We start from the raw sequence: 26,044 nt of genomic DNA, 5'->3' as shown, positions 1-26,044 counted from the left end.
CTAGATAAACACATGCTGGCCGCTAGAAGCAGCTAAGTCTGACTTGATAATGTCAACCAGTTCGTCCGGCTGCTCTTTTTTACCGTCTGAAACCCAGGCAATCAATAAAGCCACAAAGGCACCAATCCGCATATAGACGTGGTAATGGTAATTTGGGAGGGGCTTTTGGTATTGGTCTTTGAAATAGTCATGCAGGATCTCTGAGTTTTGGTAATGACTGCTGGCGATAATGTCAAACCGCTTTAGCTTGATCAAGACCTCCAAGATCTCAGCGTTGTCGTCTTTTAGCCAGAAGGCAAAGAAATAGTGCAAAAATTCATATTCTTCAGAGTCATGGCTTTCCTTTTCAACATAGGAAGTCATGACTTTTTTGTACATCTGGTCGCACTTCCAGGCCAAGATATCGATTGGCTGATCAAACAAGCGGTAAAAAGTTGCCCGGCTGACGGATGAAGCCCGCTGCAGGTCAGCAATTGATATTTCCGCAAGAGCCTCTTTTTTTAAGCATGCTGCCAGCCCCTGGTAGAGCAAGTCTGCTGACTTGTACATCCTCTTGTCCTTTTTGATGTGATACATTTTCCACCTCTACTGTCTTATAAGTTATGAGACTATTGTATCGTAATTTTGCCGGTGCTAGGATATAGAAAAATTGAAAGCGAGGCAGGGCAAATGAGAGAAATTGTTATTTCATACCGGGCAGGGGAGCAAGGTTTTGATTGGACTTTTGTGTTGCGGGAAGAAGCCAAGCGGGCCAGGAAATCTTTAGAGTTTTTGGGAATAAGTCCAGAGGGCGATTTGGCAGAGATGCGGCGGTTGCTTTTATCCCGGAAGTTGGAATTGGGTCATCAGAAAATTGTAGAATTGTGCAGGCGTGACGTGGCCAGATCAAAGCGGATGGAGAAAATCCTGCTTTTAGCCAGCCACGGGCCAGCCAAGCCCTGCTGCCTGGAATTGAGAGCTCAAGGCATTTCTGCCAAGGAATTCGTGGAGTGGTTTGAAGCAGTAAACGCGGCCAATGATGAAAAGGCAATGCTAGCCGCACATCCCGACCACTATTTAATTGACACGTCCCCTTCCGGCAAGCAGCTGGTCTATGAGAGATATGGCGGCTCACCTTTTGTTTCCAGAGCTGTGATTGATTTTGCCAACAATGATGATGTTTTGAAAAAAGCTGACCCAGAATACCCTTGGCTGATCGCCGGGGCAGCCATAAATGATTCCGGCAAAGCAATTGGCGGTGCCTTACACCAATTTAAAGACATACCAGGAGGGATGGAGGGAAAGCTGCAGATCAATTTTCCTTCGATGATGCCCAAGAAAATTGTTGAAGGACATAAGATTCATCTGGCAATTGAATTCGGCAACTGGATTGAAGCGGCAGGAAGAAGCTTAGATTAGGCAAATTTGCGGTTGGCGTAAGCTGACCGCTTTTTTGCGGCGATTTTTGCCTGGGGGATGCCGAACTGGTTATAATATTTGTAGATTAAACATTTTGGATTGCTGGAGAAGAGCTAGTTTGAGGTGAAAAATGGACGAATTTAAAGAGAGATTCTTAGCTAATATGGACCGGCACCCAGGCCTTACTTGGGATGAAGTTTTTTTGTAAGCTGGATTCTGATAAGACAGCAGCGCTTGCCTGGATGGAAGAAAGCGGCGGCGAACCTGATGTTGTTGCTTTAGACAGCGGTTTAGCCATTGTTGACTGCGCTAAAGAAGAGCCAGCTGGTCGGTGGAGTGTTTGCTACGACAAAGAAGCCCGGCTTAAGAGAAAGAAGTTCCCGCCAGAAACTAGCGCTGAAGAGATGCTGGCAGAACATGGCTTGGCCTTGATGGATGAAGCAGATTATCGCCAGCTCCAGGCACTTGGCGATTTTGATATGAAGACCAGCTGCTGGATCAAGACGCCTGCTGAAATCAGGGAAAAAGGAGGAGCACTTTTTGCGGAAAAGCGCTACGGGGCGGTCTTTGTCTACCACAACGGGGCGGACTCTTACTACAAGGTCCGAGGCTTTAGGGCCAAGCTGGTCTTGTAGGAGATTTTTTCAGAAAGAAGTGGAGAGATGAATCCTAAACTGCATGACTACACGGTTTTTGACTTGGAAACAACCGGGAAAAAGATCATCCAAATCGGTGCCTTAAAGGTCAGAGATGACCAGACCGTGGCGAAGTTCTCGACTTACGTTAATCCCATGGAGAAAATCAATGAATATGTCTCTCATCTGACTGGCATCAGCAATTATCAAACAGATGCTGCCCCAGTGATTGATGAAGTTATTCCAGACTTTTTGGGCTTTATTGGCGACGATACTTTGGTTGGCCATAATATACTTAGTTTTGACTGTCACATTTTGGCTGACAACGGCTATCCGCTGGCTAACCCGAAACTGGATACCTTGCTTTTGGCCAATAGTTACAAAAAGAGGGGCCTGTTTCTAGATCCTCTCCCCAACGTCAGACTGTCGACTCTAAAGGATTATTACGGGATCAAGATCAACTCCCACATCGCTATCAGCGACTGTATCACCAACAATATCGTTTACCAAAATCTCAGAGACGGCAATTTAGCTAAGGCCACCGAGATAATCGATTTTACCCCCAAGCAGGTTGACTCTTGCTTGGCTGGCCAGCGCTTTGTGATTACCGGCCAGTTTCGCCAGGCAACCAGATATGAGTTGACCAGCTTGATTCAAAGTCATGGCGGCAAGGTGACCGGATCGGTGTCCGGCGTGACTGACTACTTGCTGAAGGGCGAGCTGGATCATGTTACTGGCAAGTGCAAAAAAGCTGCTGAGAAAGGTACGGCAGTGATTGGATATGAGGACTTAATGTCACTTTTACAGAAATGAAATAGAGCTTCCAGATTTTTCCTGGAGGCTCTATTTGCATCTTAGGGGGCAATTTTTGCATCTTGCCGGAAAAGCTGGGACAAGACCGGCAAAAAACGATACGATAATATTGCAAACGAGCCAAAGAGAAAGAAGGTGGGCAGCATGAAGGTTAAAGTTGAGCTGAATAAAGACCAGGATTTGCCCCTGGCAGTGATCTATACCGACAAAATGACTGAAGAGGTTGAGCGGGTAGTTGCTTTCCTGGAAAACAGCGCCAGCTCTGCTCCTTTAATCGCCCAGCAGGAAGACCGCCTGGTCATCATCAAGCCTAGTGACGTCATCCTTGTCCGGGTCGAAGGCGGGGATACGGTCATCTACACCGGAAAAGGCAAGTATTTTTCCAGAAAGCGGCTGTATGAGGTTTACCAGCAGCTGGGCCAGGACTTCATGCAGATTTCCAAGCAAGCCGTCGTCAACTTGACTTGCCTGGAAAGCGTCGAAGCATCTTTTAACGGGACCATGTTTCTGCGCTTAGAGCATGGCCTGTCTGATTACATCTCCCGCAAATACCTGCCCGCTTTTAAGCAGTATTTGGGGCTTTAGGAGGGGATAAAAATGTCTGCCAAGAAAAATATCCTGGTTAGTTCCTTGATCGGAATTGGCATCGCCGCCGTCTCGTCCTGCCTGGTCAGCTTGCTCCTCTTAGCAAATGGAGCCGGCAGCTTGACCATGACGGTCGCTGAATACACTAAGATGCTTGCCGGCATCGTCTTAGTCGGCCTCAGTTTTGGCCTGCCCAGCATCGTTTATCAAAATGACAAGCTGGCACCGGCCTACCAAATCTTGATCCACATGGGAACCGGCTGCCTGGTCATGACCCTGGTCAGCTTCTGGACTGGCTGGATCCCGGCTAAAGCTGGCTTTTGGCCGGCTTTCCTGACTATTGCCGGTGAAATCGCCGTGGCCTTTATCGTCTGGCTAATTTTTTACCAGCATGAAAAGAAGCTGGCCCAAAAGATGAACGACCGGATCAAGCAGCTGAAAAAGTAGCTATTAAGCAAGGTTGGAAGTGATTCCAGTCTTGTTTTTTGTCTAAACAGGAAAGTTGAACTTGTAAAAAATAAGGAGTATCGTTTGTATATCTTTTAGATTCAATCTATAGAAATGTGAGCTAGCGCAATGAAAAAATACGACTATATCATCATCGGCAGCGGCCCGGCGGCTAACCACCTGCTCTTCAAGTTAGCAAGAACTGATCGGACCGCCCTGGTCATTGAAAACAACTTGTGGGGCGGAACCTGCCCAAATACCGGCTGCCAGCCGAAGATTTTTCTGGAAGGCGCCGTCCGGCCGGTTTTGAACACTTATTATCTGACTGGCAAAGGAGTAAAGGAAGCCGCCAAGCTGGACTGGAAAACTTTGATCAAGCGCAAAAAAGAGATCTGGGCAGAATTTCGTCAAGAAGAGCGGGCCAGCATTGAAAATGACCAGGTGGACACTGTCTTTGGCAGCGGGGTGATCACTGGTCCGCATACGGTTGAGGCGGCTGGGGCGGAATATGAAGGCGAAAATATTGTCATCGCGACGGGGCTTCTTCCTCACCACTTGGAAGTGCCGGGCAGTGAGTATGCCATTGCCAACGATGAATTTTTTGACTTGGATGAATTGCCGAAAAAGGCAGTCGTTATTGGGGGAGGCTATGTTGCCTTAGAGCTGGCCACGATCTTGCAGGCAGCTGGGAGTGAAGTCACGGTATTGCAGCACTCTGACAAGTTGCTGCGGCCTTTTGACCAGGAATATGTTGAAAAATTGACGCAAATGATGGAAGAGCGCGGCATTGCGCTTCATTTGAACACGCCAGTTAAGTCAATCGGTAAAAATGCTGCTGGTTATGAAGTGACGGCAGAAAATGGACAAAAGTTTGCAGCTGACCTGGTAATCGACGCCTCTGGCCGGCGGGCTAACGTAGACGGCTTGGGTCTGGAAAAATTAGGGATCAAGTTTGATCCGGTCAAGGGCGTGGCAGTCAACGAGCACTTGCAGACTAATGTCTCGAGTATTTTTGCCGCCGGGGATGTCGCTGACAACGGGCAAATGAATCTGACGCCGGTTGCCTGGGTTGATTCCTATCACATTTATGATTTTGTCGAAAATGGTCTGACTGAAGGAGTTAAGTATCCTGCCGTAGCTACCAGCACCTTTACCTACCCGCAAGTCGCCCAGGTAGGCAAACGGGAAAGTGAAATGGCAGCTGGCGATACGGTCAAAAGAATGAAGCTTGGGTCGACTTTTGCCTCCATGGGTGAAGGCGATGAAGAGGCAGAATTAAAAGTCATCTTCAACAAGGCTGGCGAAGTGGTTGGCGCTTCGGAAATCAGCATCAATGCCGGGGATGACATCAATCTCTTCGCCCCGCTGATTGGCAAGAAGGATCCGGCAGAATTCGCCATGAACAATCTGGGCTTCGCCTTCCCGACTCTGGCCAACAAACTGGACGTTCTCTTCCGGTAGCTGTGACAGCAGGTTGAAATTTGAAAAATTTTGAATTTAAGCAAAGGTTTATCCTTTGCTTTTTTCTTTGCCCGCGGATTGAAATTTGGCTGCTTTTACAGATTGATCTGCCTGTAAAAAGCCCGTCAGACCGGGATTTTTAGCTGGTCACATGCGACTTTTTCCTTTGGTAAAAATCTGCTTTAATCAAAACTGAGCTTCGAACATTTGGTCGAATTGCTAAAAGTAAAGCAGTTAGGTGATGAATGTGAAAACAGAAAGGATAAAAGTGATGGCGTATTCAATTCAGCAAATCCGGGAGGGCTTAGAGAAAGCCGGCTATGTGGCTAATGACGAAATCACGACCGCCCTGTGGGCCAGCGTGAGCCGGGGCCGGCCCTTGCTTTTAGAAGGAGCTGCTGGGACGGGCAAGACCAGTCTGGCTAAGGCACTGGCAGATGGCTTAGGCCTGCCTTACCAGCGGCTGCAAATGTATGAAGGATTGAGCGATGACAAGATTCTGTATGATTATGACTACCAAAAGCAGCTGCTGGTTATTGAGATGCTTAAGCCGCGCTTGATGGAGGAATGCAAATGGATGAATCTCAAGGAAGCTGAGCAGTACGCTCTTAATAAGCTTGATTTCTACGGGGATGACTTTCTCTTAGAGCGGCCAGTCTTAAAGGCAATTAGGTCGAAAAAGCAGACTGTCCTCTGCATCGATGAGCTTGACAAGGCAGATGAAGCAACTGAATACATGCTCTATGAGTTTTTAGAGAATTACTCCTTATCCATCCCGCAATACGGAACAGTTACCTGCCAGCCAGATGAGCGGCCCATCGTCATCATTACTTCAAACGGCTATCGTGAGCTCTCTGGCCCCTTGCGTCGGAGGTGCAACTATCTTTACTTAAAGCGGAAGAAGGCGGCTGAGATGGCCAAAATTTTAGCTCTGAAGGCAAATGTTGACCGCAGCCTGGCTTTCGGCATTGCCCTGGTAGTTTCAAAGATGACTAATCTGCACTATCAGCCGTCACTTGCTGAAGCGATTGACTACGCGAGATTCCTCAGCCAGCAGGAAGACATCAGCAAAGAAACCGCCCTTTCGGCTTTGAGCATCTTGCTTAAGGATAATCGGGATTATGACAAGGGCAGGAACTTGCTCTTGAAGCACGGCGGGGAGATCTGGAGCAGTGGCAGTGACGATGAAGACGACAGCGGAAACGATTGAGCTGAAAAGCAGCTTTTTGCCAGACCTGCTAGCCTTTGGCGACTACCTGCTTAAGCTGGGCTACCAGCTGATGCCGAATTATGCGGAAGAGATTTTGGCATTACTGGCAGACAGCTTCTTTGACCAGCCCGATGTCAGCCTGTGGAATTACCAATTGCTGCTGAAGCCCTTAATGGTCAAAAGCCCGGCTGAAGCTCAGCACTTTCAAGAAGATTTAAGGAATTATTTGCAGCTGAAAAACAGCTTGCGGGATAAAGAAGAGGCCTTAGCCAGAAATCATGAGGAACTTGAGGGCGTCATGCGCAAGTTTGACCAGGAAGAGGCCAGTCTGGAAGAAGAAGGCAGGCAGCTTGCTCAAGAGAAGAATGGTTTGCCGGGCAGCTTTAAGATTCCAAAGACCTGGCTTAAGCGTTTAGATAAGCTGCAAGCCGAAAATACTGCAGCCTTTAAAGCCTTGTTTGCGGATAGTCCTAAGCAGGAGATATTTGCAAAGATGGCTAAGACTCTGGCAGACAATGACCAGTCTGGCAAAAGAGAGATTTTTGACCAGCGGAAAGATCTGCTGGCTGAGTTAGAAAAGGCGGCTGGCAAACTTACTGACCTGCCAGACCCCATGGCCGGCATGCAGCTCTTAGAAGAGCTGGGCAAGATCTTGAAAAGAATCGACCTCCAGGACAAACGGCTGAAAAGAGCAGGAATCAAGCAGGAGAAAAAGCAAGGCGATTTAGAGCAGAGCCGGCAAGATGCCGGGCAAGAAGCTGGCCGCCTGCAGATGAGGATTAACGAATTGCAGAGCAGGTTAGCATCCCCAGGAAAGCGGGAGTGGAGCAAAGAAGCAAACCAGGGGATGAAATTCGTTGACAATACTGGCCTGTTAGCCAAGCCCTTTGCCAGCTTGTCCAAGCTTGAACGTGAGCAAATCAGTGATTATGTCAATTTGTACGCCTATAAATTCAAGGCTCAAGTTGCTAAAAGACTGATTAGTCCTAGGAAAGGGAGAATTGATCTTGCGGCCAGCATCAAACTGGCCTGCAAAAGCGGCGGTGTCCCTCTTAAGCTGCAATACCAGCACCCCAAGAAGCGTCCTTGCAAGCTGGTGATCTTTTTAGACGTGTCGGGCTCCTGCGTCAAAGCAGCTGAACCGCTCTTCTTATTCGCCTGCTGCTTAAGAGAGCTTTTCCCGGCAGGCTGTGAGCTTTATGCCTTTGTTGACCACTTGGTGGATCTCTCAAGTGACTTAAAGGCGGGGATGGCCTATGGCGAACTTACAGAAGTATTGCGAAAGGTGCCGACCATTGGCGTCTACTCGGACTATGGCAAGCCGTTAGGAGAATACAAAGATAAACAGGGGCAGCTGAACAAGCGGACTATCATGCTCTGGATGGGGGATGCCAGAAACAACCATTTGCCTAGTGAGGAAAAGATCTTTAAAGACTTATGCCAGCGAGTGAAGAGATGCTACTGGCTTAATCCCGAAGCTAAAAGCAAATGGGATACCGGGGATTCAGTCATTGGCAGCTATGCTCCATATGTCGATGAATTGGCTGAGGTCACCAACCCGGCCTCTTTGATCAAATTTTTGTGTGAATTACAGAATTGAGGATGAAAATGAAAGAAGAAAGCAAAGTCTTAACTGAAAAAGAAGTTGACCAGCTGGTCAGTGATTTCTTTGAGAATTACAAAAGCTACTTTGACCGTCCCTTTTACTTGAAAGTGCTGGCGCAGCCTCTGGCTAAGCATTATCTCCGGCCCAGCAGCTTGAAGGTTTGCCTGGCTTACCAATTACTGACTAAGGAGTGGCTGAAAGCTGAGCTTACTGAGCAGGCTTTCCATGAGAATAAAGACAAGCAACGCATTTACCTGGAGCCTGGTAAGCTGAAGAATTATTTGCCAAAAGAAGATTGGGATCTGGCTAGTGACTACCTGTTCCCAGGAGACAAGCAGGCTTACCTGGAACTGAGCGCTAACGGGGAAAAGCTCCTTTTACCGAGCAACAAGCGCCAGCAGCTTCAGCACTTTAAGACCAGCTTGGCTAATTGCCAGTCCTGGCAAAAGCTGCTTGACCATATCAAAGAAAATCATGCTGACATGTCGCTTAATTGGCATTTCAAGAACCAGTCCAAGCTGGAAGTGACTTTGACAGGGAGAAAGGATCACGAGCATGCTTTCGCCTTAAAAGAGCCAGAGGCGATGGAAGAGGAGTATGACAAGTTTTTAGCCAATTCGAAGAAGAAAGAGGCAAATTACAAGAAAAAGATCAAAGAAAAGGTTGCTGCTTCTAAGCTGCGGGGGGACCTGTTAGCGCGGGCAATTGCCCAGCTTGCTTTGAGAAATGAGACGCGGATTACGCCTAACAACTGTCTGAAGATTCTGCGGGGACTGTCATATCCGGATTACGATGCCATCAACCATAGTGACTATGACAGACGTTTTCGCTTTCTGCCAAACAAGGCGATTCTGCAGGTAATTGACGCCATGCAAAAAGACGGACTGATCGCGGCCGAGGAACGCTTTTATTCTGACTATCATGTCTATTACCATGAATTGGTGCCGACTGATCTGACTGAGGAATTTCTGAATGCTGAAGCAGCTGAGGGATCAGATCTGGCTTTGCTGAAAGAGATCAATGAGTCTGCGGACAAGAGTGATCTTTCTGCTTTTAACGTTGTCAAATTAAGCCAGGAACTTCTGCAGCATCCCGCTTTGGTTTGCGTTGATCAGAGTTACCAGGCCTTTATCGACCAGCATGACTTGGCCAGAGAATACTTGAAAACCCGCTTGCAGCTGACGACCAACAAGTTTACCAAGAAGTATCTCCGCCTGCTTTTAGAGGGGGATGCAGAAAAAAGCATCCCTAGTCAAACAGTGAATGCTTGATTGGGGATGCTTGAGAAATTTGTAGTTAGTATTTAGTAATTAGTATTTAATTCGCTGAGGGATGCTACTTGGCCAGCTGGTCAACGAAAGTCAGGTATGCTGCTTGCTCACCAGTTTCAACGGCCTTTACCTCACCCAGTTTAACCTGCCCGCTATGCAGCTGATCTTCTGGGATTTCAACGGTATGGGTTTCAGTCGCGTTGCCGATCAGTTCGATCCAGTAGCTGTGGTCCTTTTGGTGCAAGACGGTCTTGACCATGCCGCCAGGATTGTAGACAGAGATCTCTTTTTCAAAATGGCCCAGGTCCGGGTGCGTCAAGGCAAAGGCCAAAGAACTGGCCGACATCCCAGTCCCGCAGGCATTGGTAAAGCCAACGCCCCGTTCATAGGTTCTGACAAAAAGCTGGCTGTCGCCGCGGATAACGGTGTAGTTGATGTTGACCCCGTCTGAGAAGTAAGGATTATCGCCGTTCAAGTAGGCACCAAGCTCTCCTAAGACCGGGCTTTCCAGGTCTTCTTCTTTGATAAAAGCAATCAAATGGGGATTAGGCACGGCCAGAGCGCTAAAACGCCAGCCTGGAACCAATTCTGGAACCAGTGTGTCCAAAAGGCGATCGTGGCCCAGATTGTCAAAAGGCAAAGCCTCTTTGTTAAAGCGGACAGGGGAGATTTCTACCCCGAAAGCCGGCACGCCTGCCGCAAAGTCTTCGGCTTGCCGGACGGCCAGGTCTGCGTACATGGTTTCCACCTTAAACTGGCTTTCCCCGGTCTTTTCGTGCAGGTAGCGGGCAACAGTTCTAAGGCCGTTGCCGCACATTGAAGCTTCACTGCCGTCAGCATTGATTACCCGCATTTTGCCTAAAACGCCAGAGTGACTTGATTCTTCAACTGACAGGATGCCATCGGCTCCGCCAAGCAGGCCGCTCTTATGGCTAGTAAGGGTCTTGGTCAATTGCCGCAGTTCACTGTCAGTCAGCGGATTTTCCAGTTCAGTCTGGTCCAGAATGAAGAAGGAATTCTGTGACCCGTGGACTTTCAATAATTTAGTCATTTTATTCTCCTTGTGCTTCTTGCTTGAAAAAGTAGTCGTAAATCGCAGCTACTGCCTGGTCGGCATCTTTAGCTGCCGTACCCAGCATGATGGAAATTTCGGAAGCCCCTTGGTTGACCATCCGGAGAGAAATGCCTTCTCTAGATACTGGAGTGGCGATGTCCCGCATGACCCCGATCCGGTCCCGCATGCCTTCACCGACCAGCATGATGATCGCGTAATCACTGATCCATTCTAGGTGGTCTGGGTTGACTTCATTTTGAATTTCGTTGCAGACTTGGTCGATCAATTCGTCGTTCAGAGCATCTCTGTCAAAGATGATCGTCAGGTCGTCGATCCCGGTTGGCATATGTTCGTAGGAAAGCTTGTGCTTGCTTAAGATCTGCAGAATACGGAGGGTAAAGCCAACTTCCTTGTTGAGCAGGTATTTGTGCAGGTAAAGTGCTCCAAAGTGCTTGCCACTGGCGATCCCGGTAATGATGGTTTCAGGCTTGAAGCCTTTTTCCGGCACGATCATGGTCCCGCGCTTTTCCGGGTGCTGGGTATTCTTGACGTTGATTGGAATCTGCCCTTGAATTGCCGGGATCAAGGCTTCATCGTGAAAGACAGAGAAACCAGCATAGGATAGTTCCCTCATTTCCCGGTAGGTCATCGTGTGAATCGGCTGAGGCTGGTCAACCACCTTCGGGTTAGCTGAGAAAATAGCGTCGACATCAGTAAAGTTTTCATATAGGTCGGCATGGAAGCCTCTGGCCAAAATAGCACCGGTAATGTCTGAACCGCCTCTTGAAAAAGTGGCGATGTGACCGGCCAGAGTATAGCCGTAAAAGCCTGGGAAAATCAGCTTTTCATCAGCATCATAGGCAAAGTTGTCCAAGAGCTGGTAGCTTTCTGGGTTGACAGAGGCGTTATTTGGACTCCCGGTGACGATGATCCCTGCTTCTTTAGGGTCGACGTAGCGGGCCTTTACTCCCTGGCTTTGCAGAATCTTGGCGATCAACTTGGCATTTAACCGTTCGCCGTGCGCCTTAAAGGCCGCTTGCAGGTAGTTCTTGTTTGGATATGGCTGCTTTGGCAAATCCAGCAGAATTTCTTTCAAGGGCAAGAGCTCTTCCGTTGGCAAGTTAAAGTATTCGCCAATTTCAACGTAGCGTTGGAAGATCCGGTCAGCAACTTCAAGTCCGTTTCTGCCATGATTGATTTCATGGGCATACTTGATCAAGAGGTCAGTGACCTTGATATCTTCGTCAAAGCGTTTGCCTGGGGCAGACGTAACGACAACTTGTCTTTCAGCTTCAGCGGTAATGATCTTTAAAGCATTTTCTACAGCAGGGCCGCTAGCCAGGGAACTGCCACCAAACTTAACTACTTTCATTTTGCTACTCTCTTTCATATTCAGTCTTTTAATCAGAATTTAAGTTTAATCAGAATGGACTTTACCATTTTTCTCCGGAAAATGCAAAAAAAGATTTCGATAATTCATGGCTAATCGCACCTATTCACTGCTATACCAATGAATCGGGCGGACTATGAATAAAAAATATGCAAATAAAAGATAAAAAAGCCGTTGACAAGATGAAGCTAGTATTATAAACTGATTACAAATTGAAGAGGCGCAACCGACAAGAGTAAAGCAAGAGAGCCCGCCAGGCGAAGAACTTGCAAGAAAGGGGAGGTTGCCGAAGCGTCCGCATTGGCAAGGCGGATTGGCTGGGCTATGGCTTAAGAGGCCATGGACTGTCGCAGGGAAGGTACCTGCGTTGCGCTTGCAATTTGACGTGAAATTTAATTTTGAATTTTTCGGGCTCCAGATTGTTAAGGCGATCTGGAGCTTTTTCTTTGCCTCTTCAAAGTAATCATCAACAGAAACAGAATAGTTTAGAAAGAGAAAGATACAATGGCAGAATTAGACGCACAAAGCATTATCAATTACATTGGTTCAGCACCAAAGAAGACCCCAGTCAAGGTTTACTTGAGAGGAGCAAATCTGGACCAGGTCACTTTCCCGGAAGGCACGGATCCTTTTGTCAGCGGTCAAGCTGGGGTAGTTTTCGGTGACTGGCAAGTTCTTAAGCCATTTTTGGCAGAACATGAAGCTGACTTTGAATCAGTCCGTGTGGAAAACACTGCCCGCAATTCCGCTGTTCCTTTGCTGGATCTCAAGGAAATCAATGCCCGAATTGAACCGGGCGCTATCATCCGTGACCAAGTCTTGATTGGTGACAACGCGGTTATCATGATGGGGGCCGTGATCAACATCGGCGCGGAAATCGGTGCTGGCTCCATGATCGACATGGGGGCAATTTTAGGCGGCCGGGCCATCGTTGGCAAGAATTGCCACATCGGTGCCGGTACGGTCTTAGCCGGGGTAGTTGAACCAGCTTCAGCTTTGCCAGTCCGCGTTGACGATGATGTTTTGATCGGTGCCAACGCGGTTGTTTTGGAAGGCGTTCACGTTGGTGAAGGCGCTGTTGTCGCAGCCGGCGCGGTCGTAACCAAGGACGTGGCTCCGCACACGGTTGTTGCCGGTGTTCCTGCCAAGGTAATCAAGGAAGTCGATGCCAAGACTGAAAGCAAGACTGGTCTGGAAGAAGACCTGCGCAAGCTGTAAAGAAAAAGAATCGATTAGTCCAAGCAAACAGAAGTTAGTCCACATTAAGGAAGTTTTTATATGGCAGTATTGACCGAAGCCGAGTTGCTTCAAATCCGGCGCCAGCTCCACCAGATCCCGGAATTGGCCTTAGAAGAATATCAAACCCACGCTTATCTCTTGGATGTGATCAAGCAGATGAAGCAAGACTACCTGGAAATCAAAGAGCCGGCTGAATTGCCAACCGCTCTCCTGGTTCTGGTCAAGGGGTCAAAGGCCAAACGGACCATTGGTTACCGGGCTGATATTGACGCTCTGCCGGTAACTGAGGCAACCGGCCTGCCATTTGCTTCCAAACATCCGGGCGTAATGCATGCCTGCGGACACGACATCCACATGACTGTGGCCTTGGGCATCCTTAGCTATTTTAGTGAGCATCAGCCAACTGACAACCTCCTTTTCTTCTTCCAGCCGGCTGAAGAGAGCGAGAGCGGCGGCATGAAGGCCTACCAGCTGGGACTTTTCACTGGCAAGTGGCATGTTGATGAATTCTACGGCCTGCACGACAATCCAAGCCTGCCAGCTGGAGCGATTGGCTGCCGGAATGGCACCTTGTTTGCCGGGACGACTGAAGTCAACATCGATATTCAAGGCAAAGGCGGGCACGCTGCCTTCCCGCAGCTGTCAAATGACGCGGTTGTCGCGGCAGCTGCCTTGATCATGCAGGTTCAGACTATCATTTCCAGAAATATCGACCCGATTCAAAGCGGAGTTATTACTTTGGGCAAGGTTACTGCCGGCAAGATCCGAAACGTAATCGCGGATTCAGCCAGAATTGAAGGCACGATCCGGGGCCTAACCCAGAGCATGATCGAACTGATCGATAAAAGACTGGCTGAAGTCTGCCAGGGAATTGAGCTGAGCTTTGGCGTCAAAGTCAAGCTGGAACTCAACCAAGGCGGCTACTGGCCGGTTGAAAACAACCCGGAATTGACGAGAAACTTCATTAACTACATGAAGGAAGCTGACGGAGTTGAATATGTCGAAACAGCACCAGCCATGACCGGGGAAGACTTCGGCTACCTCCTGGCCCAGATCCCGGGAACCATGTTCTGGCTGGGCGTTGAAGACGATTCACCCCTGCACTCAGCAACATTAAAACCGCAGGAAAGTTCAATCAGCCGCGGCATAGCGGCAATTACCGGCTTTTTGGAATACCGGATGACGGAAGACTAAATATACAATAGAGGCAAAGACAATGAACCAAAACTTACAAAACGCGGACTTACTGACAGCAATCATTACGCCTTTTACGGAAGACGGAGAGATCGACTTTGCCAGCTTGACTGAATTAACCAATAATTTGATTAACCAAGGCTCTAACGGCTTTGTGATCGGGGGGACAACCGGGGAGACGCCTACTTTGACCCATGACGAAAAGATCGCCCTGTACACCCGCTTTGGCCAGATTGTAAACGGCCGGGTGCCGGTTATTGCCGGCACTGGCAGCAATAATACGGCTGAAACCATTGCTTTTACTGAAGAAGTCGCCCAAATTCCAGGCATCGACTATGCTTTGGTCGTAGTTCCGCCATACAACAAGCCAAACCAGCGGTCAATGATTGCCCACTTTACAGCAGTAGCTGACCAGGTTCACATTCCAGTAGTCATCTATAACATCCCTGGCCGGACTGGGGTTAAAATGGAAGTGTCAACTATTTTACAGCTGGCCCAGCATCCCAATATTGCCGGTATCAAGCAGTGTGCCAGTCTGGAAGAAATCGAAGAGATCGTGTCCGGCCGGCCAGTAGACTTCGCCGTCTTTACTGGTGAAGATGCCCAGGCACTTACTGCCAGAGTTTTGGGCGCTGACGGGGTCATTTCAGTTGCCAGCCACCTGTATACGCCAAGAATGCGGGAGATGTACGATGAACTTTACGCGGGCAATTTTGCCTTGGCCGGCAGCCTGCAGCGCTGGCTGACCCCGCGGATGAACGCTTTGTTCATGTTCCCGTCCCCGTCCCCAGTTAAGGCAGCTTTATCAGCCTTAGGCTACCAGGTAGGGGGCTTACGGTTGCCACTTGTAGCCTTGAATAATGAAGAAAAGGAAGAATTGGCAACAGCTTTGAAGCTGCCAAAGGATGCATTAGCTGGCCAGCTGACGCGTGAAATGTTAGAAGGAGAGTAAGATGCAAAGAATTTTATTGGCCGGTTTTGCCGGCTCAATGGGGCAGCAAGTCGTTAAATTAGTAGAAAGCCTGCCAGACTTTGAAATTACGGCTGGCCTGGCCCACCATTTAAAGAGCAGCGATCCAGCAGACTATGGCCTGCCAGCGGATGCTAAGCTCTACAGCAGTCTGGACGACATTCCGGCAGCTGCCGCCGACATTTGGGTTGACTTTACTGTTCCAGCCTCTGTCTATCAAAACGTACGTTATGCCTTGGAAAATGGCTACCGGCCAATCGTGGGGACGACTGGCTTGACTGACCAGCAAGAAGCAGAGCTGAAGCAATTAGCCAAGGAAAAGGGGACAGGCGGTTTGATCGCGCCAAACTTCGGCATGTCAGCTGTTTTATTGATGAAGTTTGCCCAGGAAGCAGCCAAGTACTTCCCAGACGTTGAAATTATTGAAATGCACCACGAAGATAAGAAAGATGCTCCATCAGGCACGGCTTTGGCCACAGCCAGGCTGATCGCTGAAGTCCGCGAGCCCCACCAAACTGCTCCAGACACGACAGAGAGCCTGCCAGGCGCAAGGGGCGGTGATTACCAAGGCATCAAGCTGCACGCGGTTCGTTTGCCCGGCTACGTTGCCCATGAACAGGTTCTTTTTGGCGGCAAGGGGGAAGCCTTGACCATCCGGCAGGACTCCTTTGACCGGTCATCCTTCATGAGCGGGGTCAAGGTTGCCTTGGAAAAGGCAGCTGACTTAGACCAGCTTTATGTCGGCCTGGAAAACATTTTGTAGAAAGTATCTTTTGTTTTTAGATAGAAAGACGATCATCATGCCAGAAACAGATCCTAACTTGCGGGATTTAGGCAACAAAAATCTTGCTAAAATCGCGCCTTCAGCCATCCGGGCTTTTGACGAAGAAATTTCCCAAATCCCGGGAATCATCAAGCTCACCTTGGGCGAACCAGACTTCGCAGTGCCAGACCATGTTAAAAGAGCCGCTATCAGAGGAATTGAAGCAGATGACTCCCACTATGGGCCATCAAAGGGGAAGCTGGCCCTGCGCCAAGCCATCAGCAAGTACCTCTTGTCAACCAGACAGGTTGACTACGACCCGGAGACTGAAATCATCGTAACTGACGGGGCTACTGAAGCAATTACGGCTACTCTGCTGGGACTTTTAAATCCCGGTGACAAGGTTTTAGTGCCAACACCAGTCTTTTCCCTTTACTTCACCAACATTGAAATGGCAGGCGGGGAAGTGGTGATGATCGACACTTCAGATACTGGCTTCAATTTAACGCCAGAACGGCTGGAAGCAGAAATTAAGGCGGCCGGTGACCGGGTTAAGGCAATCATGCTCAACTACCCATGCAACCCAACAGGGCGGACTTATTCAAAAGATGAATTAACTGCTTTGGCGGAAGTGATTAAGAAGCACCACTTGTTGGCAATCTGTGATGAAATCTACAGTGAACTGACTTACGACCAAGAACACTTCTCCTTGGCAAGCTTGTTGCCTGGGCAGGTAATCTTGATCAGCGGCTTGTCTAAGTCACACGCCATGACTGGCTACCGGCTTGGCTATATCGCGGCTCCGGCAAGTTTATTGCCAAATGTCGCAAAGGCACACAGCTTCATGGTGACCTGCGTGGACAACATTGCCCAAGATGCGGCGATTGAAGCTTTGACAAATGGTCTTGCGGATCCAAAGGAATTTAAGGCTGCCTACCAACGCCGGCGGGATTTCATGGTTGAAAATTTGACCAAGCTCGGTTTTGAAATGGCCGTTCCGCAAGGGGCATTTTATATTTTTGCCAAGATTCCGGAGAAATTCGGCAGTGATGACTTTGCCTTTGCCAAAGATGTGGCCAGGAAGGCTCGAGTGGGTCTGATTCCAGGCAGCGTATTTGGCGAAGGATCAGCTGGCTATGTCCGCTTCTCTTATGCGGCAGCTGACGACAAGCTGGCAGAAGTAGTTAAGCGGCTTGGCGAATATGTGACTCAGCTCTAATATTTTTCCTAAGACAGCTCTTCGCTGTCTTTTTTGGTGCCGAATGATATAATTTAGAAAGAATCTAAAGAATCAATATGACAAGGAGCATTTAAATAATGTCTGAATACCCACAACTTAACCTTGACCAAGTCAAGGGCCCAAAGGCGACTATCAAGACCAACCACGGCGACATCGTCATCCAGCTTTTCCCAGAAGAAGCACCAATGACCGTTGAAAACTTCGTCCGCTTGGCACAAAAGGGCTACTACGACGGCGTAACCTTCCACCGGGTGATCAGCGACTTCATGATCCAAGGCGGGGACCCGGAAGGTACTGGTGCCGGCGGTCAAAGCATCTGGGGCCACAACTTTGAAGACGAATTCTCTAACGAACTCTTCAACCTGCGCGGGGCTTTATCAATGGCCAACGCTGGTCCAAACACCAACGGCTCACAATTCTTTATCGTGCAAAACAAAAACATGCCGAAGCGCTTCATTCAACAATTGCGCGATGCTCAATACCCAGAAGAAGTTGTCAAGGCTTACAAGCAAGGTGGCACGCCATGGCTTGACCACAGACACACTGTTTTTGGCCATGTAACTGACGGCATGGATGTTGTTGACGAAATTGCCAAGGTTGCCAAGGATGGCAACGACAAGCCACTTGAAGACGTGGTAATCACGACTGTTGAGATTGCTGACTAAGAGTAAGTAAGAAAGGTTTGCGTGAACAAGAGTGAAGTTAAAACGGCTTTGGCTCGTTAAGTTATTATTTGTACTGGCTTTTGCCATTATTTTGGCGCCAAAGGCAAAGACTACGGCAGCTTCAGATGCTGACAAACCGTTTTACAAGAATGCCATGGTCAACACTTATGTCTACGACGAAAAAGGCAAACGGACCAAGGACAAGAAGATCACGGCCGGCAAGGCCGTTGGTTGCTACAGCTTGATCAATTATGTCGATGACAAGCCGTATATCATGATCGGCCAGAACAAGTATGTGGCATATATGAACGTGATTGGCTTGGATTGCCAGCTGAACCACAACAGCTACATTTATTCCAGCAGCGGCAAACGGATGAAAAATTCCGGAGTTTTGCTGAAGAATGGCTCGGTAACTGTCTACGGCGGCAAGAAAAAGATCAATGGCAGCAAGTACTGGGCAATTGGTGTTGGCTTGTATGTCAAGGCAAGCAATATCGAAACGCCTAAAGGCGAAGTGACTAGCGATCCAACTACGCAGAACCAAACAACTGAACCGCAAACATCTTAAACTTGAGCACTGCAAATGCAGTGCTTTTTTGTTTGGAGGGGATACGATTTCGTTTTAATCTAATAGTTCGAATAATACATATTATGTAAAGTTGTGTAGAAGAATCTGCGCGAGAGGACGCTGATTACCGCAGATGGTCATTTTGCACGGTAGTATTTGATACTGAGCTCTGATATAATTCAGATAATCTTTTTGACAATTGCTTTTAGATTGGAGATGAGTTTATGTTTAGCTACAAGATCAACGATGAATTAGAGTTAGCCGTGCCAAGACTGACTGATGGCGAAGCCTTGTATGACTTGATTGACAGAAACCGGGACAATTTGTCCTACTACTTGCCTTGGGTTGATCACGTTCATGACGTGCAAGCTGAGACTGACGCTATAAAGCGTGGTTTAGTCAGGTTTGCTGAAGGCAAAGCCTTGGACCTGCACATTTGGTACCATGGCCGTTTAGCTGGTAAAGTCAGCTTAAATTCAATTGATGCGATGTATTCAGAGGCAGATATCGGCTACTTTTTGGGCAAAGAATTTAGAGGACGCGGGATCATGACGCTGGCTACCCGGGCAATTATTGATATCGCCTTTGAGGAATATGGCCTGCACAGAATTCAGCTGCAGTGCGCTGTAGACAATCTGCCAAGCAATAATGTGGCTAAACGACTGGGGATGCGGTTTGAAGGCTGCCATAAGGGCCGGCTGATCCTCAGAGACGGCTACCATGACAGCAATGAGTACGCGGTGCTTGCTGAAGAATGGCCTGATTTGCAGGAAAAGTTCTGATCTGCCCTTGCTTAGAGTTCCAAGTTTTAGTGCTGATTTTACGTGTGTGTTAGTTTAAAACTATAATTTTAATGACAGAAGTTTGAAATGCTCTTTTGGCTCAAGGATTTGCTTTTTAGCAAGTTTACTGAGTTTTTGAGCATTTTTTCTTTTATTTTTCGTTTTTGATTTCTGTTTTTACGTTCTGTTTGATCAAGCTAAAAATATCTGCCGTGATTTCGGCAGATTCTCTAGCTAAGACTTGTTAGATGACCAAGTTTAAAGATTTGGGCTGAACGACCAGATGATACTTGGCAGCCTCCTTCTTTTCGCCGTCAAGATTCATTGCTGCAGGCGTTGTTATTACGCATTCTTTCACCTGCTTCACTACTACATCCTTGCAGCTGGTTAGGTCCTTTCGCAGAATCTTATAGATATAATATGGCGCGAATAAGCGGTTTACTTTTGGGAAGATTACCATGTCAATCAGACCGTCATTGATCTTTGATTTTGGTGAAATTTGGAAGCCCCCGCCGTAAAAACGTCCATTGCAGAAGGCACAAAGAGTGACGCGGTCGTTAAAAAGCAGGCCATTTTGGCCCATAACCTTTACTTTGGCAAACTTATAGCGGCTGATATTGCGCAGGATTGAAGCCACATATGCCGCGCTTTTAGGCGTTTTAACGTCATGTACCGTATTGGCAATCAAGGCATCAAGCCCAAAGCAGCCAACGTTCACGCAGTAACGTTCATCATTGACCAAAATCGTGTCAATTGGAATCGCAGGCCGGTCTAAAGTCGCTTTGAGGATGGCTTCAGGACTCATATGACGGTGAATCGCGCGGGAAAAGTCATTGCCCGTCCCAAATGGCAGGCAAACGACCTCATGCTCTGTGTGCACGAGATTTTGGATGACCTGGTTGAAAAAGCCGTCTCCACCAACTGAGTAGAATCGGGTCTTTTCCGGGTAGTTTTTGACAATTTCTTTTACGTGGTCCTTGTACTCACTAATGTAGATCTCATAGTCTCTCCCCTCCATCACCCTGTTGATGTTTTTGACAAGGGAATCACTTCTGGACTGATCTGGACTTGGCTTGATTAGAAAAACATGCTTCATGTATGATATCGACTTCCTTTTACAATAATTTAATGTAAGCACAATCTTGCTGATTTGTACAGAAGGCGCAGCAAAAAGGAGGCAGCAAACTGCCGCCTCCCCTGTTCCCTCCCCCGCTCGTTGGGGTGAGGTGGTAGTATCTGTATGCTATTTAGTGGCATCTTTTCTAGCTTGGTGACATAATTGCACATGAAAGTGGCAAGGAGGTTTGAACATGTCCTACATCAAAAATTTTACGACGGAATACTCATTTGACGGCAAGACATACAAGATTACTGCACCAGCACGCTTTGATGATGAAACAGATCAGCCAATTTACGATGCTGAACTTGATGAACGTGCAACTGAAATGGCTAGACAAGCTTATCGCAACGACATGGGACTTGTGTCACCTGTCGATTTAAAGAGATTCCGGTATAAGTTTGGCCTCTCTCAGCGTGATCTGACGGAATTGACAGGACTTAGTGTGAAAACTGTTGCTTTGTATGAAGCTGGTGCCTTTCCATCAGAGGAAGACAATAAGATGCTAAAAGATTTGCTTTCTACAGGTACATTGCCAAGTCAAAATTCCTTGAAAGAATCAAAGAAATCTCCAAAGTACACTGCGGGGCAACTAGCAAACTGGCTGCGAGTAGAGAACTACTTTTGTCATGAACAAGATACCGAGAAGCCAACTGAGGAAGCGTTTAATGACTACAATTTGGTATCCCAGGATTCGGAGACTTGCCAATTGCTAAGAGCTGAAATTGAAGGGTAAGGCGGCTCTAATCATTATTTGTCGTTTGCTTCATCATCACTTGGTCAAGTTAGGCTTGCAGCTTGTTGGCACGCTCGTCAGCCTGCTTCTGCAATTCTTGGGCTTTCTCTGCCTCTGAAAGGCCAGCCAAGCGTTGTGCTTCCAGCTCTTTCTTGGCCTGCTTGCTTGACCATTTCTTGAACTTCTCATCGATGATCCGGTTGACATCTTCACCGGTGTACTTGAGTTCTTTCTTTGGTGAGTTTTCGCCAGCTTGCTTGTCTACTTGAGTGTCGACTGATTCAGTAGGCTCAGCAGTTGGCATTGGTTCTTGCTTGTCCATTGTGGTTTCTCCTTGTCCATATCTTTTTAAGCGATAAATGCTTGCGCTCTAACAAATCCATAGCTTTTATCGACGTCCATGCCTGGTCGATTTTGGGTATAAAAAAAGCACTGGAGTATTGTTCTCAGATTCCCACATCCAGATATCGTACTAGAAACAAAAGAAGCCGATATCATCGACTTCTTAAAAGGCTTATCTGGTATTGGTAAAAAGCGCGCTAACGACATAGAGCAAAGTCTTATTCAGTTGGCTAAAGTCGCATGTCCAGCGGTCAAAAAGAACAGTGCCCATGTTCGTGGCCTCAAAATGGCTATTAACAACATTCTGAGCGCTGAAGAAGAGTGCCAGACTGCTTTACTGCTAATTTCCCAGGATTTTACAACTCAAACCACACGGTTGGCAGATTTTCTGCCAACCGTATTTCTTTTTATGCATGACTTTCTAGAAACGCGAGGATCTCAGCTTTGGTTCGGGTACTTTTATCAATAGCTTTTAGTAATTCCTCCTGCTCTCGGTGCTTCTTGAGCTCATAGAGGGCATCAAGCTTCTCTGACGCTTTATCGCAGCGCTCTTTGAGGCGCCGGAGCTGTTCTTCTGTTTGGGAGATCTCGGCTTCAATTGTTTTAATACTCTTCGTTCTCGGCATCTTCATCATCGTCTTTCTGTTCTTCCGGCATTGCGGCGTTCTTAATGTCTTTTCCAATCAGTCTTGCCTGTGCTTTGATCCATTCTTCGTCTAGCCCAAAAGCGCCTAGTATTACTTTCTGGGTGGCTGTGACTGCGTGATCTAGCTTATAGTTGCCGTTCGGCTGGCGTATCAGCTCAATCTTTTCGAGCTCTTTCAGTGCTGAAGGCACGCTCAGATAGTTAGGCTTGCCCGGCATTTCGGCTTTACGCTTTCTCAAAAGCGTGTAAATTCTTGCCCGGATTATCAAAGCGATGAACTGAATGAAGATCTTAGCTTCAGCTGCCTGGCTGCTTGCGACTCTAAATGAGCGGTTGCCAAGGAAAGTCTTATCACTGCCAAACAGCTTCTCTGAGATATCGCGGCTCTTGTAAAGGTTCAAAGCTTCTGAAGCCGTCATCTTTTCGGAGGTCACGATCGCGAAATAGCCGCACAGCTGCAGCTCTCGTTCGATGACATCTTCCCGTTCCTCGTAGCCATAGAACTTGTCTTTGTGGTAGGTGAGCTTGAAGTAGTGCTCGTATCGTTTGGGAAGCTTGTATTCTCTGCCTTTTATCTTGTCCATCTCGGCTTCCATTCGGTCCAGATCAGCTTCCAGTCTGGCACGCTCGCTGGCCTGCTTCTTGGCCTTGTAGTAGATGTGGAAGTAGCGGTCAGTGTCGTCATCCGCGTACAGTTTGGCTTTAACAGTCATGCCGTAAGTCCGGTATGCCTTGATTGAGCAGGCTCTCTTTGATTCGAATTCACCCATGTGCTCCATGATCAAGCCGTGCACAAAGGAGGCTCTGCCTTTAACCATCATCACGAAATCATAGTCGCACGAGTCCATGAATTGAATATTAGCCTTACTGAAGTACCCGCGATCAAGGATGAAGCCTATCTTCTTATAGCCGTAGCCGCGAATCTTCTCCAGCATGTATTTCAGCTGCGAGACGTCAACGATACTGCCCGGGTAGCTCTCGTAAAGCAGGGGCTTCTCATTGGTCATATCGTAAGCAATCGAGTAGTTGATGATTGGTGCGCCAACGTCATTCTTAGGGTGACCGTATTCAGCCATCTCAATATCTCCAGCCTTGCAGTTCTTGTTGGTGGAGTCATAGGAAACGTAGATTTTCTCATTCTTGTCATGGGTGGCGTTCCAGCTGTTCAAGAAGTCGACCCTGTCATTGTCATCGATCTCGCGAATGAAGCGCGAGATTGTAGAGTCGCTGTAAATCTTGTTCTGTGGCGTCATCAATGGATGGTTGTAGGCATAATCCGGGAAGTGCTGAGCCACGTTGCTTTCTGCGATAACAGAGTAAGCGGCCAGGTCAAGGAGCAGTCCTTTTCCCCGATCATCCCAGCGCTTCAAGTGTTCAGCGAGCTTGTAGTCTTCAATAATTCGTCTGACTACAGAGAAGGCACCAATTCGAATACAGCTGCTTCTGGATTCATTGACTGGTTCAGCCGCCGTTCCTTCGGCGGGAATCTCAACATCAGGGAAGAATTTTTCGAAGTTGGGGTTAGGGAACATCATTCCCGGATGATCAGGGTCAGCTTTCCCAATGGTCGTTCTTCTGGCGACGTTGTATTTCTTCTCGGGAAGGTACTCTCTAGCATAAGTGTATTCGATGTAGGTAGTCTTGCCTCGTTTATTTCTGGAAATTTTACCAGTGTTCTTAGGAATATTTACTAGGCAGTTGTAGTACATGATGCTCTCCTTCATTGAGTATGATATCATACTCAAATTATAACATAGAAAAGCACATCAATGCAAGCAAAGATGTGCTAAAAATACAGTATTTTTGCGGCTTTAGAGCACTTTCTCAGAGGACTTGAGTTTGATTGGCCTGGGAAGTTAGCATTTACAGGAGATGGCTAAACTGGCTCCTAAGCGGGATCTAGAGATCCTCACAAGCATTCCAGGCATTGGCGAAAACACTGCTCTAAGAATCATAAGTGAGCTTGGAGATATCAGACGTTTTAACAACCCTAGCCAATTAAATGCCTTCGTTGGTGTTGATCCTCAAGTTTATGAATCTGGCAAGCTCACAGCCCACCTGTCAATTTCAAAGCGTGGGACAGCTATTGGCAGAAAGGTACTGTACTTGGCCATAAACCAAATTCAGTCGGCTAAGAAAGCAGGAAATCCTTGCCATATTGCGGATTATTACGAGAAACGAAAACGGTCTTCTGAGACTGCAAGTCACAAGAAGGCCGCTATCGCATCGATCCATAAATTATTACGGACGATCTTCGCTTTAATTAAGAATGATCAATTGTATAGCTATGACGTAGCCAAACATAACCAAAGACTTTTGTCATAAAAATTGATCCAATAGATACTTAAACTTCCCACACCAAAAAGAACTATGAAGCCTTGAAAACTCAATAGTTTAGCCAGTAAATATTCAATTAAGCTGCTAGTGATGGCGATAATGCCTCTTGCATGTACTTCGGGAGGCGGGAAATGAAAGCTTTGGTGAACCTTTCCATCTGCTCTTCTGTTGGTTGGAAGATCTCTTTCACACTCTCGAACATGGCTTCCACCAGGATCTGAAGCGAGTGATTGAAAGTGATGTCCGCAAGCTCGTCTACCATGCAATAAAAGAGCTCGCCTATTGTCCTATCGTCTTCATCGTCTCGCTTCTCAACTGACATGAACATGTAGCGCAGAAAGACGAAAGCCGTATGGGCAGTCAATGCATCATATGAGAGTCCATGGTATTCAGTGCCAAGCTTCAAGAAGCTCTTGCAGGTCTTGAAGAAGACCTCGATGTCCCATCTTTTGCCGTAAATTCTGATGATCTCATTTTCATCGATCGTCATGTCCGTACAAATAAGAGCGATCCAGTCTTTGCGGTTGGAGCGATTTCTCACACAGACTATTCTGGCATCAATCTGGGCACCATCTTTGGCAGGATCTCCAACCTTTACAGGGACGGACAGGAGATATCTTGAGCGACCTCTACGCTTCTTGCATGCGTTGAAGATCTGCTTGACGTTCATCCGCTTTCCTTCGAACTCGTATGTGATCTTGGAGCTTTTCTTCACCATGGCGATTACGTTCAAACCACGTTGACTGATTTGGACAATCTGATGCGGATTGGAAAACCAAGTGTCAAACATGACGTACTTGGCAGTGAGCCCTGCTTTCAAGGCTTGATCGAGCAGCTGGATAACTACATCGGTCCCCTTTGATTGGGCCATAATCCGCCTCTTGGCCGCAATTGTGCGCTTGTCGATCTTCTTGGTTGTCCCGATGACATTCTGATCGTTCTTTGAGGACAGGAGAGATGAAGCGATTGGGACGAAGGAGGATCCATCAGTCCAACCCATGGTCATCATCCGAAACCCCTTCTTGTAGGTCATCGAAACGTGGTCGAATACTTTGGCAGCCAGCTCAGTCTTCTTGTATCCAGTTCTGGAGTAGAGCGAATCGTCAAAGACGAAGCAATCCGCACGTTGGTCAGAGGTCAGATCTTTCAGATGCCCATTGACGATCCTCTCAGCTAGCAGAATAGTGAAGCGAAGCCAGTTGATATGTGGGTTCTGCATGAATCGATAGTAGGTATTTTTGGAGAAGCCAGCAGTACACTTGCCAGACTTCTGTTGCATGTACATGCTTCTGTCTCGAAACACATTACTGAAGATGTATGAAAGGATCGACCAAAGCGGGACTCCTTTGGACTTGCGGAGCCCAGATCTGCGGAGAAGCTCCATAACTTTGTAGTCCTTAAAGAACTTTTCAACAGAGCGGGCAATTTTAGGTTCGTTTTCAGTATCGAATGATGGTAAACTAGACATAGCACAAGCCTTTCGTTTGATATTGATGATGTTTTGGTCGACTTAATTATATCAAGCGAACGAAGGCCTTGTGCTTTTTTGTTGGCAAAACTATTGAATTTTCAAGG

At 47.6% G+C, this 26,044-nt stretch carries 26 protein-coding genes, 2 pseudogenes and 1 riboswitch; of the genes and pseudogenes, 20 read left to right on the top strand and 8 right to left on the bottom strand.

All coding sequences use genetic code 11. From position 1 onward, the window contains the following. Positions 1-576: a hypothetical protein gene (locus ACYVUT_RS05900; protein WP_484499131.1), complete on the bottom strand. Its 576-nt coding sequence runs from the start codon at positions 574-576 to the stop codon at positions 1-3. A gap of 93 nt (positions 577-669) precedes the next feature. Between ACYVUT_RS05900 and ACYVUT_RS05895 the strand changes: the two genes are divergently transcribed. The 9 genes from ACYVUT_RS05895 to ACYVUT_RS05855 all read left to right on the top strand — a co-directional run bounded on the left by ACYVUT_RS05895 (position 670) and on the right by ACYVUT_RS05855 (position 9,426). After that, positions 670-1,398 carry a hypothetical protein gene (locus ACYVUT_RS05895; RefSeq protein ID WP_484501659.1) on the top strand — a complete coding sequence of 243 codons (729 nt, stop codon included), beginning with the start codon at positions 670-672 and terminating at the stop codon, positions 1,396-1,398. A 191-nt stretch (positions 1,399-1,589) separates the two neighbouring features. Beyond that, positions 1,590-2,033 carry a DUF4256 domain-containing protein gene (locus ACYVUT_RS05890; protein ID WP_484501658.1) on the top strand — a complete coding sequence of 148 codons (444 nt, stop codon included), beginning with the start codon at positions 1,590-1,592 and terminating at the stop codon, positions 2,031-2,033. A gap of 27 nt (positions 2,034-2,060) precedes the next feature. Then, positions 2,061-2,846, top strand: coding sequence for an exonuclease domain-containing protein (locus ACYVUT_RS05885; RefSeq protein WP_484501657.1), 786 nt, complete (start codon positions 2,061-2,063; stop codon positions 2,844-2,846). Positions 2,847-2,990: 144 nt separating this feature from the next. Beyond that, complete coding sequence (locus ACYVUT_RS05880) at positions 2,991-3,431, top strand: LytTR family DNA-binding domain-containing protein (protein WP_484500280.1); 441 nt, start codon at positions 2,991-2,993, stop codon at positions 3,429-3,431. Positions 3,432-3,443: 12 nt separating this feature from the next. After that, positions 3,444-3,878, top strand: coding sequence for a DUF3021 domain-containing protein (locus ACYVUT_RS05875; protein WP_484501656.1), 435 nt, complete (start codon positions 3,444-3,446; stop codon positions 3,876-3,878). A gap of 129 nt (positions 3,879-4,007) precedes the next feature. Continuing rightward, positions 4,008-5,339: a dihydrolipoyl dehydrogenase family protein gene (locus tag ACYVUT_RS05870; RefSeq protein ID WP_484501655.1), complete on the top strand. Its 1,332-nt coding sequence runs from the start codon at positions 4,008-4,010 to the stop codon at positions 5,337-5,339. A gap of 271 nt (positions 5,340-5,610) precedes the next feature. Then, positions 5,611-6,549 carry an AAA family ATPase gene (locus tag ACYVUT_RS05865; protein ID WP_484501654.1) on the top strand — a complete coding sequence of 313 codons (939 nt, stop codon included), beginning with the start codon at positions 5,611-5,613 and terminating at the stop codon, positions 6,547-6,549. After that, positions 6,512-8,149, top strand: a complete 1,638-nt coding sequence (locus ACYVUT_RS05860; protein WP_484501653.1) for a VWA domain-containing protein — start codon at positions 6,512-6,514, stop codon at positions 8,147-8,149. Before ACYVUT_RS05865 ends, ACYVUT_RS05860 begins: the two co-directional genes overlap by 38 nt. Before the next feature lie 8 nt (positions 8,150-8,157). Further along, entirely contained in the window at positions 8,158-9,426 is a 1,269-nt protein-coding gene (locus ACYVUT_RS05855) for a hypothetical protein (protein WP_484501652.1), read from the top strand. A 64-nt stretch (positions 9,427-9,490) separates the two neighbouring features. Here the strand turns inward: ACYVUT_RS05855 and dapF are convergent, their stop codons facing one another. Further along, positions 9,491-10,477 (bottom strand): diaminopimelate epimerase, encoded by a 987-nt coding sequence (gene dapF / locus ACYVUT_RS05850; protein ID WP_484499136.1) that lies wholly within the window; start codon positions 10,475-10,477, stop codon positions 9,491-9,493. Between the two features lies 1 nt (position 10,478). Further along, on the bottom strand, positions 10,479-11,852 hold the full coding sequence (locus ACYVUT_RS05845) for an aspartate kinase (protein WP_484501651.1): 1,374 nt from the start codon (positions 11,850-11,852) through the stop codon (positions 10,479-10,481). Positions 11,853-12,077: 225 nt separating this feature from the next. Further along, positions 12,078-12,254: riboswitch (Lysine riboswitch) on the top strand. A gap of 120 nt (positions 12,255-12,374) precedes the next feature. Between ACYVUT_RS05845 and dapD the strand changes: the two genes are divergently transcribed. From dapD to ACYVUT_RS05805, 8 genes are all read left to right on the top strand, one after another. Next, the gene (gene dapD, locus ACYVUT_RS05840; protein ID WP_439775001.1) at positions 12,375-13,088 is read left to right on the top strand and encodes a 2,3,4,5-tetrahydropyridine-2,6-dicarboxylate N-acetyltransferase; all 714 of its coding nucleotides are present in this window, start codon (positions 12,375-12,377) and stop codon (positions 13,086-13,088) included. A 60-nt stretch (positions 13,089-13,148) separates the two neighbouring features. Beyond that, a complete protein-coding gene (locus tag ACYVUT_RS05835; protein ID WP_484501650.1) occupies positions 13,149-14,303 on the top strand; it encodes an N-acetyldiaminopimelate deacetylase in 1,155 nt (384 codons plus the stop codon). 22 nt (positions 14,304-14,325) lie between these two features. Next, entirely contained in the window at positions 14,326-15,255 is a 930-nt protein-coding gene (gene dapA, locus ACYVUT_RS05830) for a 4-hydroxy-tetrahydrodipicolinate synthase (protein ID WP_484500270.1), read from the top strand. Position 15,256: 1 nt separating this feature from the next. Further along, a complete protein-coding gene (gene dapB, locus ACYVUT_RS05825) occupies positions 15,257-16,036 on the top strand; it encodes a 4-hydroxy-tetrahydrodipicolinate reductase (protein ID WP_484501649.1) in 780 nt (259 codons plus the stop codon). A gap of 37 nt (positions 16,037-16,073) precedes the next feature. Further along, entirely contained in the window at positions 16,074-17,255 is a 1,182-nt protein-coding gene (locus ACYVUT_RS05820; RefSeq protein ID WP_484500268.1) for an aminotransferase class I/II-fold pyridoxal phosphate-dependent enzyme, read from the top strand. A 98-nt stretch (positions 17,256-17,353) separates the two neighbouring features. Continuing rightward, complete coding sequence (locus tag ACYVUT_RS05815) at positions 17,354-17,941, top strand: peptidylprolyl isomerase (RefSeq protein ID WP_439775078.1); 588 nt, start codon at positions 17,354-17,356, stop codon at positions 17,939-17,941. Between the two features lie 31 nt (positions 17,942-17,972). Continuing rightward, on the top strand, positions 17,973-18,509 hold the full coding sequence (locus ACYVUT_RS05810; RefSeq protein WP_439775079.1) for an SLAP domain-containing protein: 537 nt from the start codon (positions 17,973-17,975) through the stop codon (positions 18,507-18,509). A 224-nt stretch (positions 18,510-18,733) separates the two neighbouring features. Next, the gene (locus tag ACYVUT_RS05805; RefSeq protein WP_439775080.1) at positions 18,734-19,291 is read left to right on the top strand and encodes a GNAT family N-acetyltransferase; all 558 of its coding nucleotides are present in this window, start codon (positions 18,734-18,736) and stop codon (positions 19,289-19,291) included. Positions 19,292-19,535: 244 nt separating this feature from the next. On the opposite strand, the gene ACYVUT_RS05800 is transcribed toward ACYVUT_RS05805, so the two are convergent. Beyond that, positions 19,536-20,387: a diacylglycerol/lipid kinase family protein gene (locus tag ACYVUT_RS05800; RefSeq protein WP_484500266.1), complete on the bottom strand. Its 852-nt coding sequence runs from the start codon at positions 20,385-20,387 to the stop codon at positions 19,536-19,538. Positions 20,388-20,601: 214 nt separating this feature from the next. Here ACYVUT_RS05800 and ACYVUT_RS05795 point away from each other — a divergent pair, with 214 nt between their 5' ends. Next, on the top strand, positions 20,602-21,144 hold the full coding sequence (locus ACYVUT_RS05795) for a hypothetical protein (RefSeq protein WP_484500265.1): 543 nt from the start codon (positions 20,602-20,604) through the stop codon (positions 21,142-21,144). Positions 21,145-21,193: 49 nt separating this feature from the next. Here the strand turns inward: ACYVUT_RS05795 and ACYVUT_RS05790 are convergent, their stop codons facing one another. Beyond that, positions 21,194-21,466 carry a hypothetical protein gene (locus ACYVUT_RS05790; RefSeq protein WP_484500264.1) on the bottom strand — a complete coding sequence of 91 codons (273 nt, stop codon included), beginning with the start codon at positions 21,464-21,466 and terminating at the stop codon, positions 21,194-21,196. Between the two features lie 102 nt (positions 21,467-21,568). On the opposite strand from ACYVUT_RS05790, the pseudogene ACYVUT_RS05785 reads away from it, so the two are divergent. After that, positions 21,569-21,823 (top strand): annotated as a pseudogene (locus ACYVUT_RS05785) (IS110 family transposase); the annotation flags it as partial. Positions 21,824-21,893: 70 nt separating this feature from the next. Here the strand turns inward: ACYVUT_RS05785 and ACYVUT_RS05780 are convergent. After that, positions 21,894-22,112 (bottom strand): hypothetical protein, encoded by a 219-nt coding sequence (locus ACYVUT_RS05780; RefSeq protein WP_484499460.1) that lies wholly within the window; start codon positions 22,110-22,112, stop codon positions 21,894-21,896. Beyond that, entirely contained in the window at positions 22,090-23,841 is a 1,752-nt protein-coding gene (locus tag ACYVUT_RS05775) for an IS1634 family transposase (protein ID WP_484501648.1), read from the bottom strand. Before ACYVUT_RS05775 ends, ACYVUT_RS05780 begins: the two co-directional genes overlap by 23 nt. 154 nt (positions 23,842-23,995) lie before the next feature. Between ACYVUT_RS05775 and ACYVUT_RS05770 the strand changes: the two are divergent. Beyond that, positions 23,996-24,457 (top strand): annotated as a pseudogene (locus tag ACYVUT_RS05770) (transposase); the annotation flags it as partial. 88 nt (positions 24,458-24,545) lie between these two features. Here ACYVUT_RS05770 and ACYVUT_RS05765 read toward each other — a convergent pair. Continuing rightward, on the bottom strand, positions 24,546-25,937 hold the full coding sequence (locus ACYVUT_RS05765) for an IS4 family transposase (RefSeq protein ID WP_484499835.1): 1,392 nt from the start codon (positions 25,935-25,937) through the stop codon (positions 24,546-24,548). Between the last annotated feature and the right edge of the window lie 107 nt (positions 25,938-26,044).

The sequence above is a fragment of the Lactobacillus sp. WILCCON 0059 genome, from assembly GCF_057197985.1.
Note: the sequence above shows the minus strand (reverse complement) of the source record. Positions and strands in the feature narration are given on the sequence as shown.

Coding starts and splice junctions, on each gene's coding strand:
- ACYVUT_RS05900 (WP_484499131.1), bottom strand. CDS start 576: ATGTATCACATCAAAAAGGACAAGAGGATGTACAAGTCAGCAGACTTG.
- ACYVUT_RS05895 (WP_484501659.1), top strand. CDS start 670: ATGAGAGAAATTGTTATTTCATACCGGGCAGGGGAGCAAGGTTTTGAT.
- ACYVUT_RS05890 (WP_484501658.1), top strand. CDS start 1,590: ATGAAGTTTTTTTGTAAGCTGGATTCTGATAAGACAGCAGCGCTTGCC.
- ACYVUT_RS05885 (WP_484501657.1), top strand. CDS start 2,061: ATGAATCCTAAACTGCATGACTACACGGTTTTTGACTTGGAAACAACC.
- ACYVUT_RS05880 (WP_484500280.1), top strand. CDS start 2,991: ATGAAGGTTAAAGTTGAGCTGAATAAAGACCAGGATTTGCCCCTGGCA.
- ACYVUT_RS05875 (WP_484501656.1), top strand. CDS start 3,444: ATGTCTGCCAAGAAAAATATCCTGGTTAGTTCCTTGATCGGAATTGGC.
- ACYVUT_RS05870 (WP_484501655.1), top strand. CDS start 4,008: ATGAAAAAATACGACTATATCATCATCGGCAGCGGCCCGGCGGCTAAC.
- ACYVUT_RS05865 (WP_484501654.1), top strand. CDS start 5,611: ATGGCGTATTCAATTCAGCAAATCCGGGAGGGCTTAGAGAAAGCCGGC.
- ACYVUT_RS05855 (WP_484501652.1), top strand. CDS start 8,158: ATGAAAGAAGAAAGCAAAGTCTTAACTGAAAAAGAAGTTGACCAGCTG.
- dapF (WP_484499136.1), bottom strand. CDS start 10,477: ATGACTAAATTATTGAAAGTCCACGGGTCACAGAATTCCTTCTTCATT.
- ACYVUT_RS05845 (WP_484501651.1), bottom strand. CDS start 11,852: ATGAAAGTAGTTAAGTTTGGTGGCAGTTCCCTGGCTAGCGGCCCTGCT.
- dapD (WP_439775001.1), top strand. CDS start 12,375: ATGGCAGAATTAGACGCACAAAGCATTATCAATTACATTGGTTCAGCA.
- ACYVUT_RS05835 (WP_484501650.1), top strand. CDS start 13,149: ATGGCAGTATTGACCGAAGCCGAGTTGCTTCAAATCCGGCGCCAGCTC.
- dapA (WP_484500270.1), top strand. CDS start 14,326: ATGAACCAAAACTTACAAAACGCGGACTTACTGACAGCAATCATTACG.
- dapB (WP_484501649.1), top strand. CDS start 15,257: ATGCAAAGAATTTTATTGGCCGGTTTTGCCGGCTCAATGGGGCAGCAA.
- ACYVUT_RS05820 (WP_484500268.1), top strand. CDS start 16,074: ATGCCAGAAACAGATCCTAACTTGCGGGATTTAGGCAACAAAAATCTT.
- ACYVUT_RS05815 (WP_439775078.1), top strand. CDS start 17,354: ATGTCTGAATACCCACAACTTAACCTTGACCAAGTCAAGGGCCCAAAG.
- ACYVUT_RS05805 (WP_439775080.1), top strand. CDS start 18,734: ATGTTTAGCTACAAGATCAACGATGAATTAGAGTTAGCCGTGCCAAGA.
- ACYVUT_RS05800 (WP_484500266.1), bottom strand. CDS start 20,387: ATGAAGCATGTTTTTCTAATCAAGCCAAGTCCAGATCAGTCCAGAAGT.
- ACYVUT_RS05795 (WP_484500265.1), top strand. CDS start 20,602: ATGTCCTACATCAAAAATTTTACGACGGAATACTCATTTGACGGCAAG.
- ACYVUT_RS05790 (WP_484500264.1), bottom strand. CDS start 21,466: ATGGACAAGCAAGAACCAATGCCAACTGCTGAGCCTACTGAATCAGTC.
- ACYVUT_RS05780 (WP_484499460.1), bottom strand. CDS start 22,112: ATGCCGAGAACGAAGAGTATTAAAACAATTGAAGCCGAGATCTCCCAA.
- ACYVUT_RS05775 (WP_484501648.1), bottom strand. CDS start 23,841: ATGTACTACAACTGCCTAGTAAATATTCCTAAGAACACTGGTAAAATT.
- ACYVUT_RS05765 (WP_484499835.1), bottom strand. CDS start 25,937: ATGTCTAGTTTACCATCATTCGATACTGAAAACGAACCTAAAATTGCC.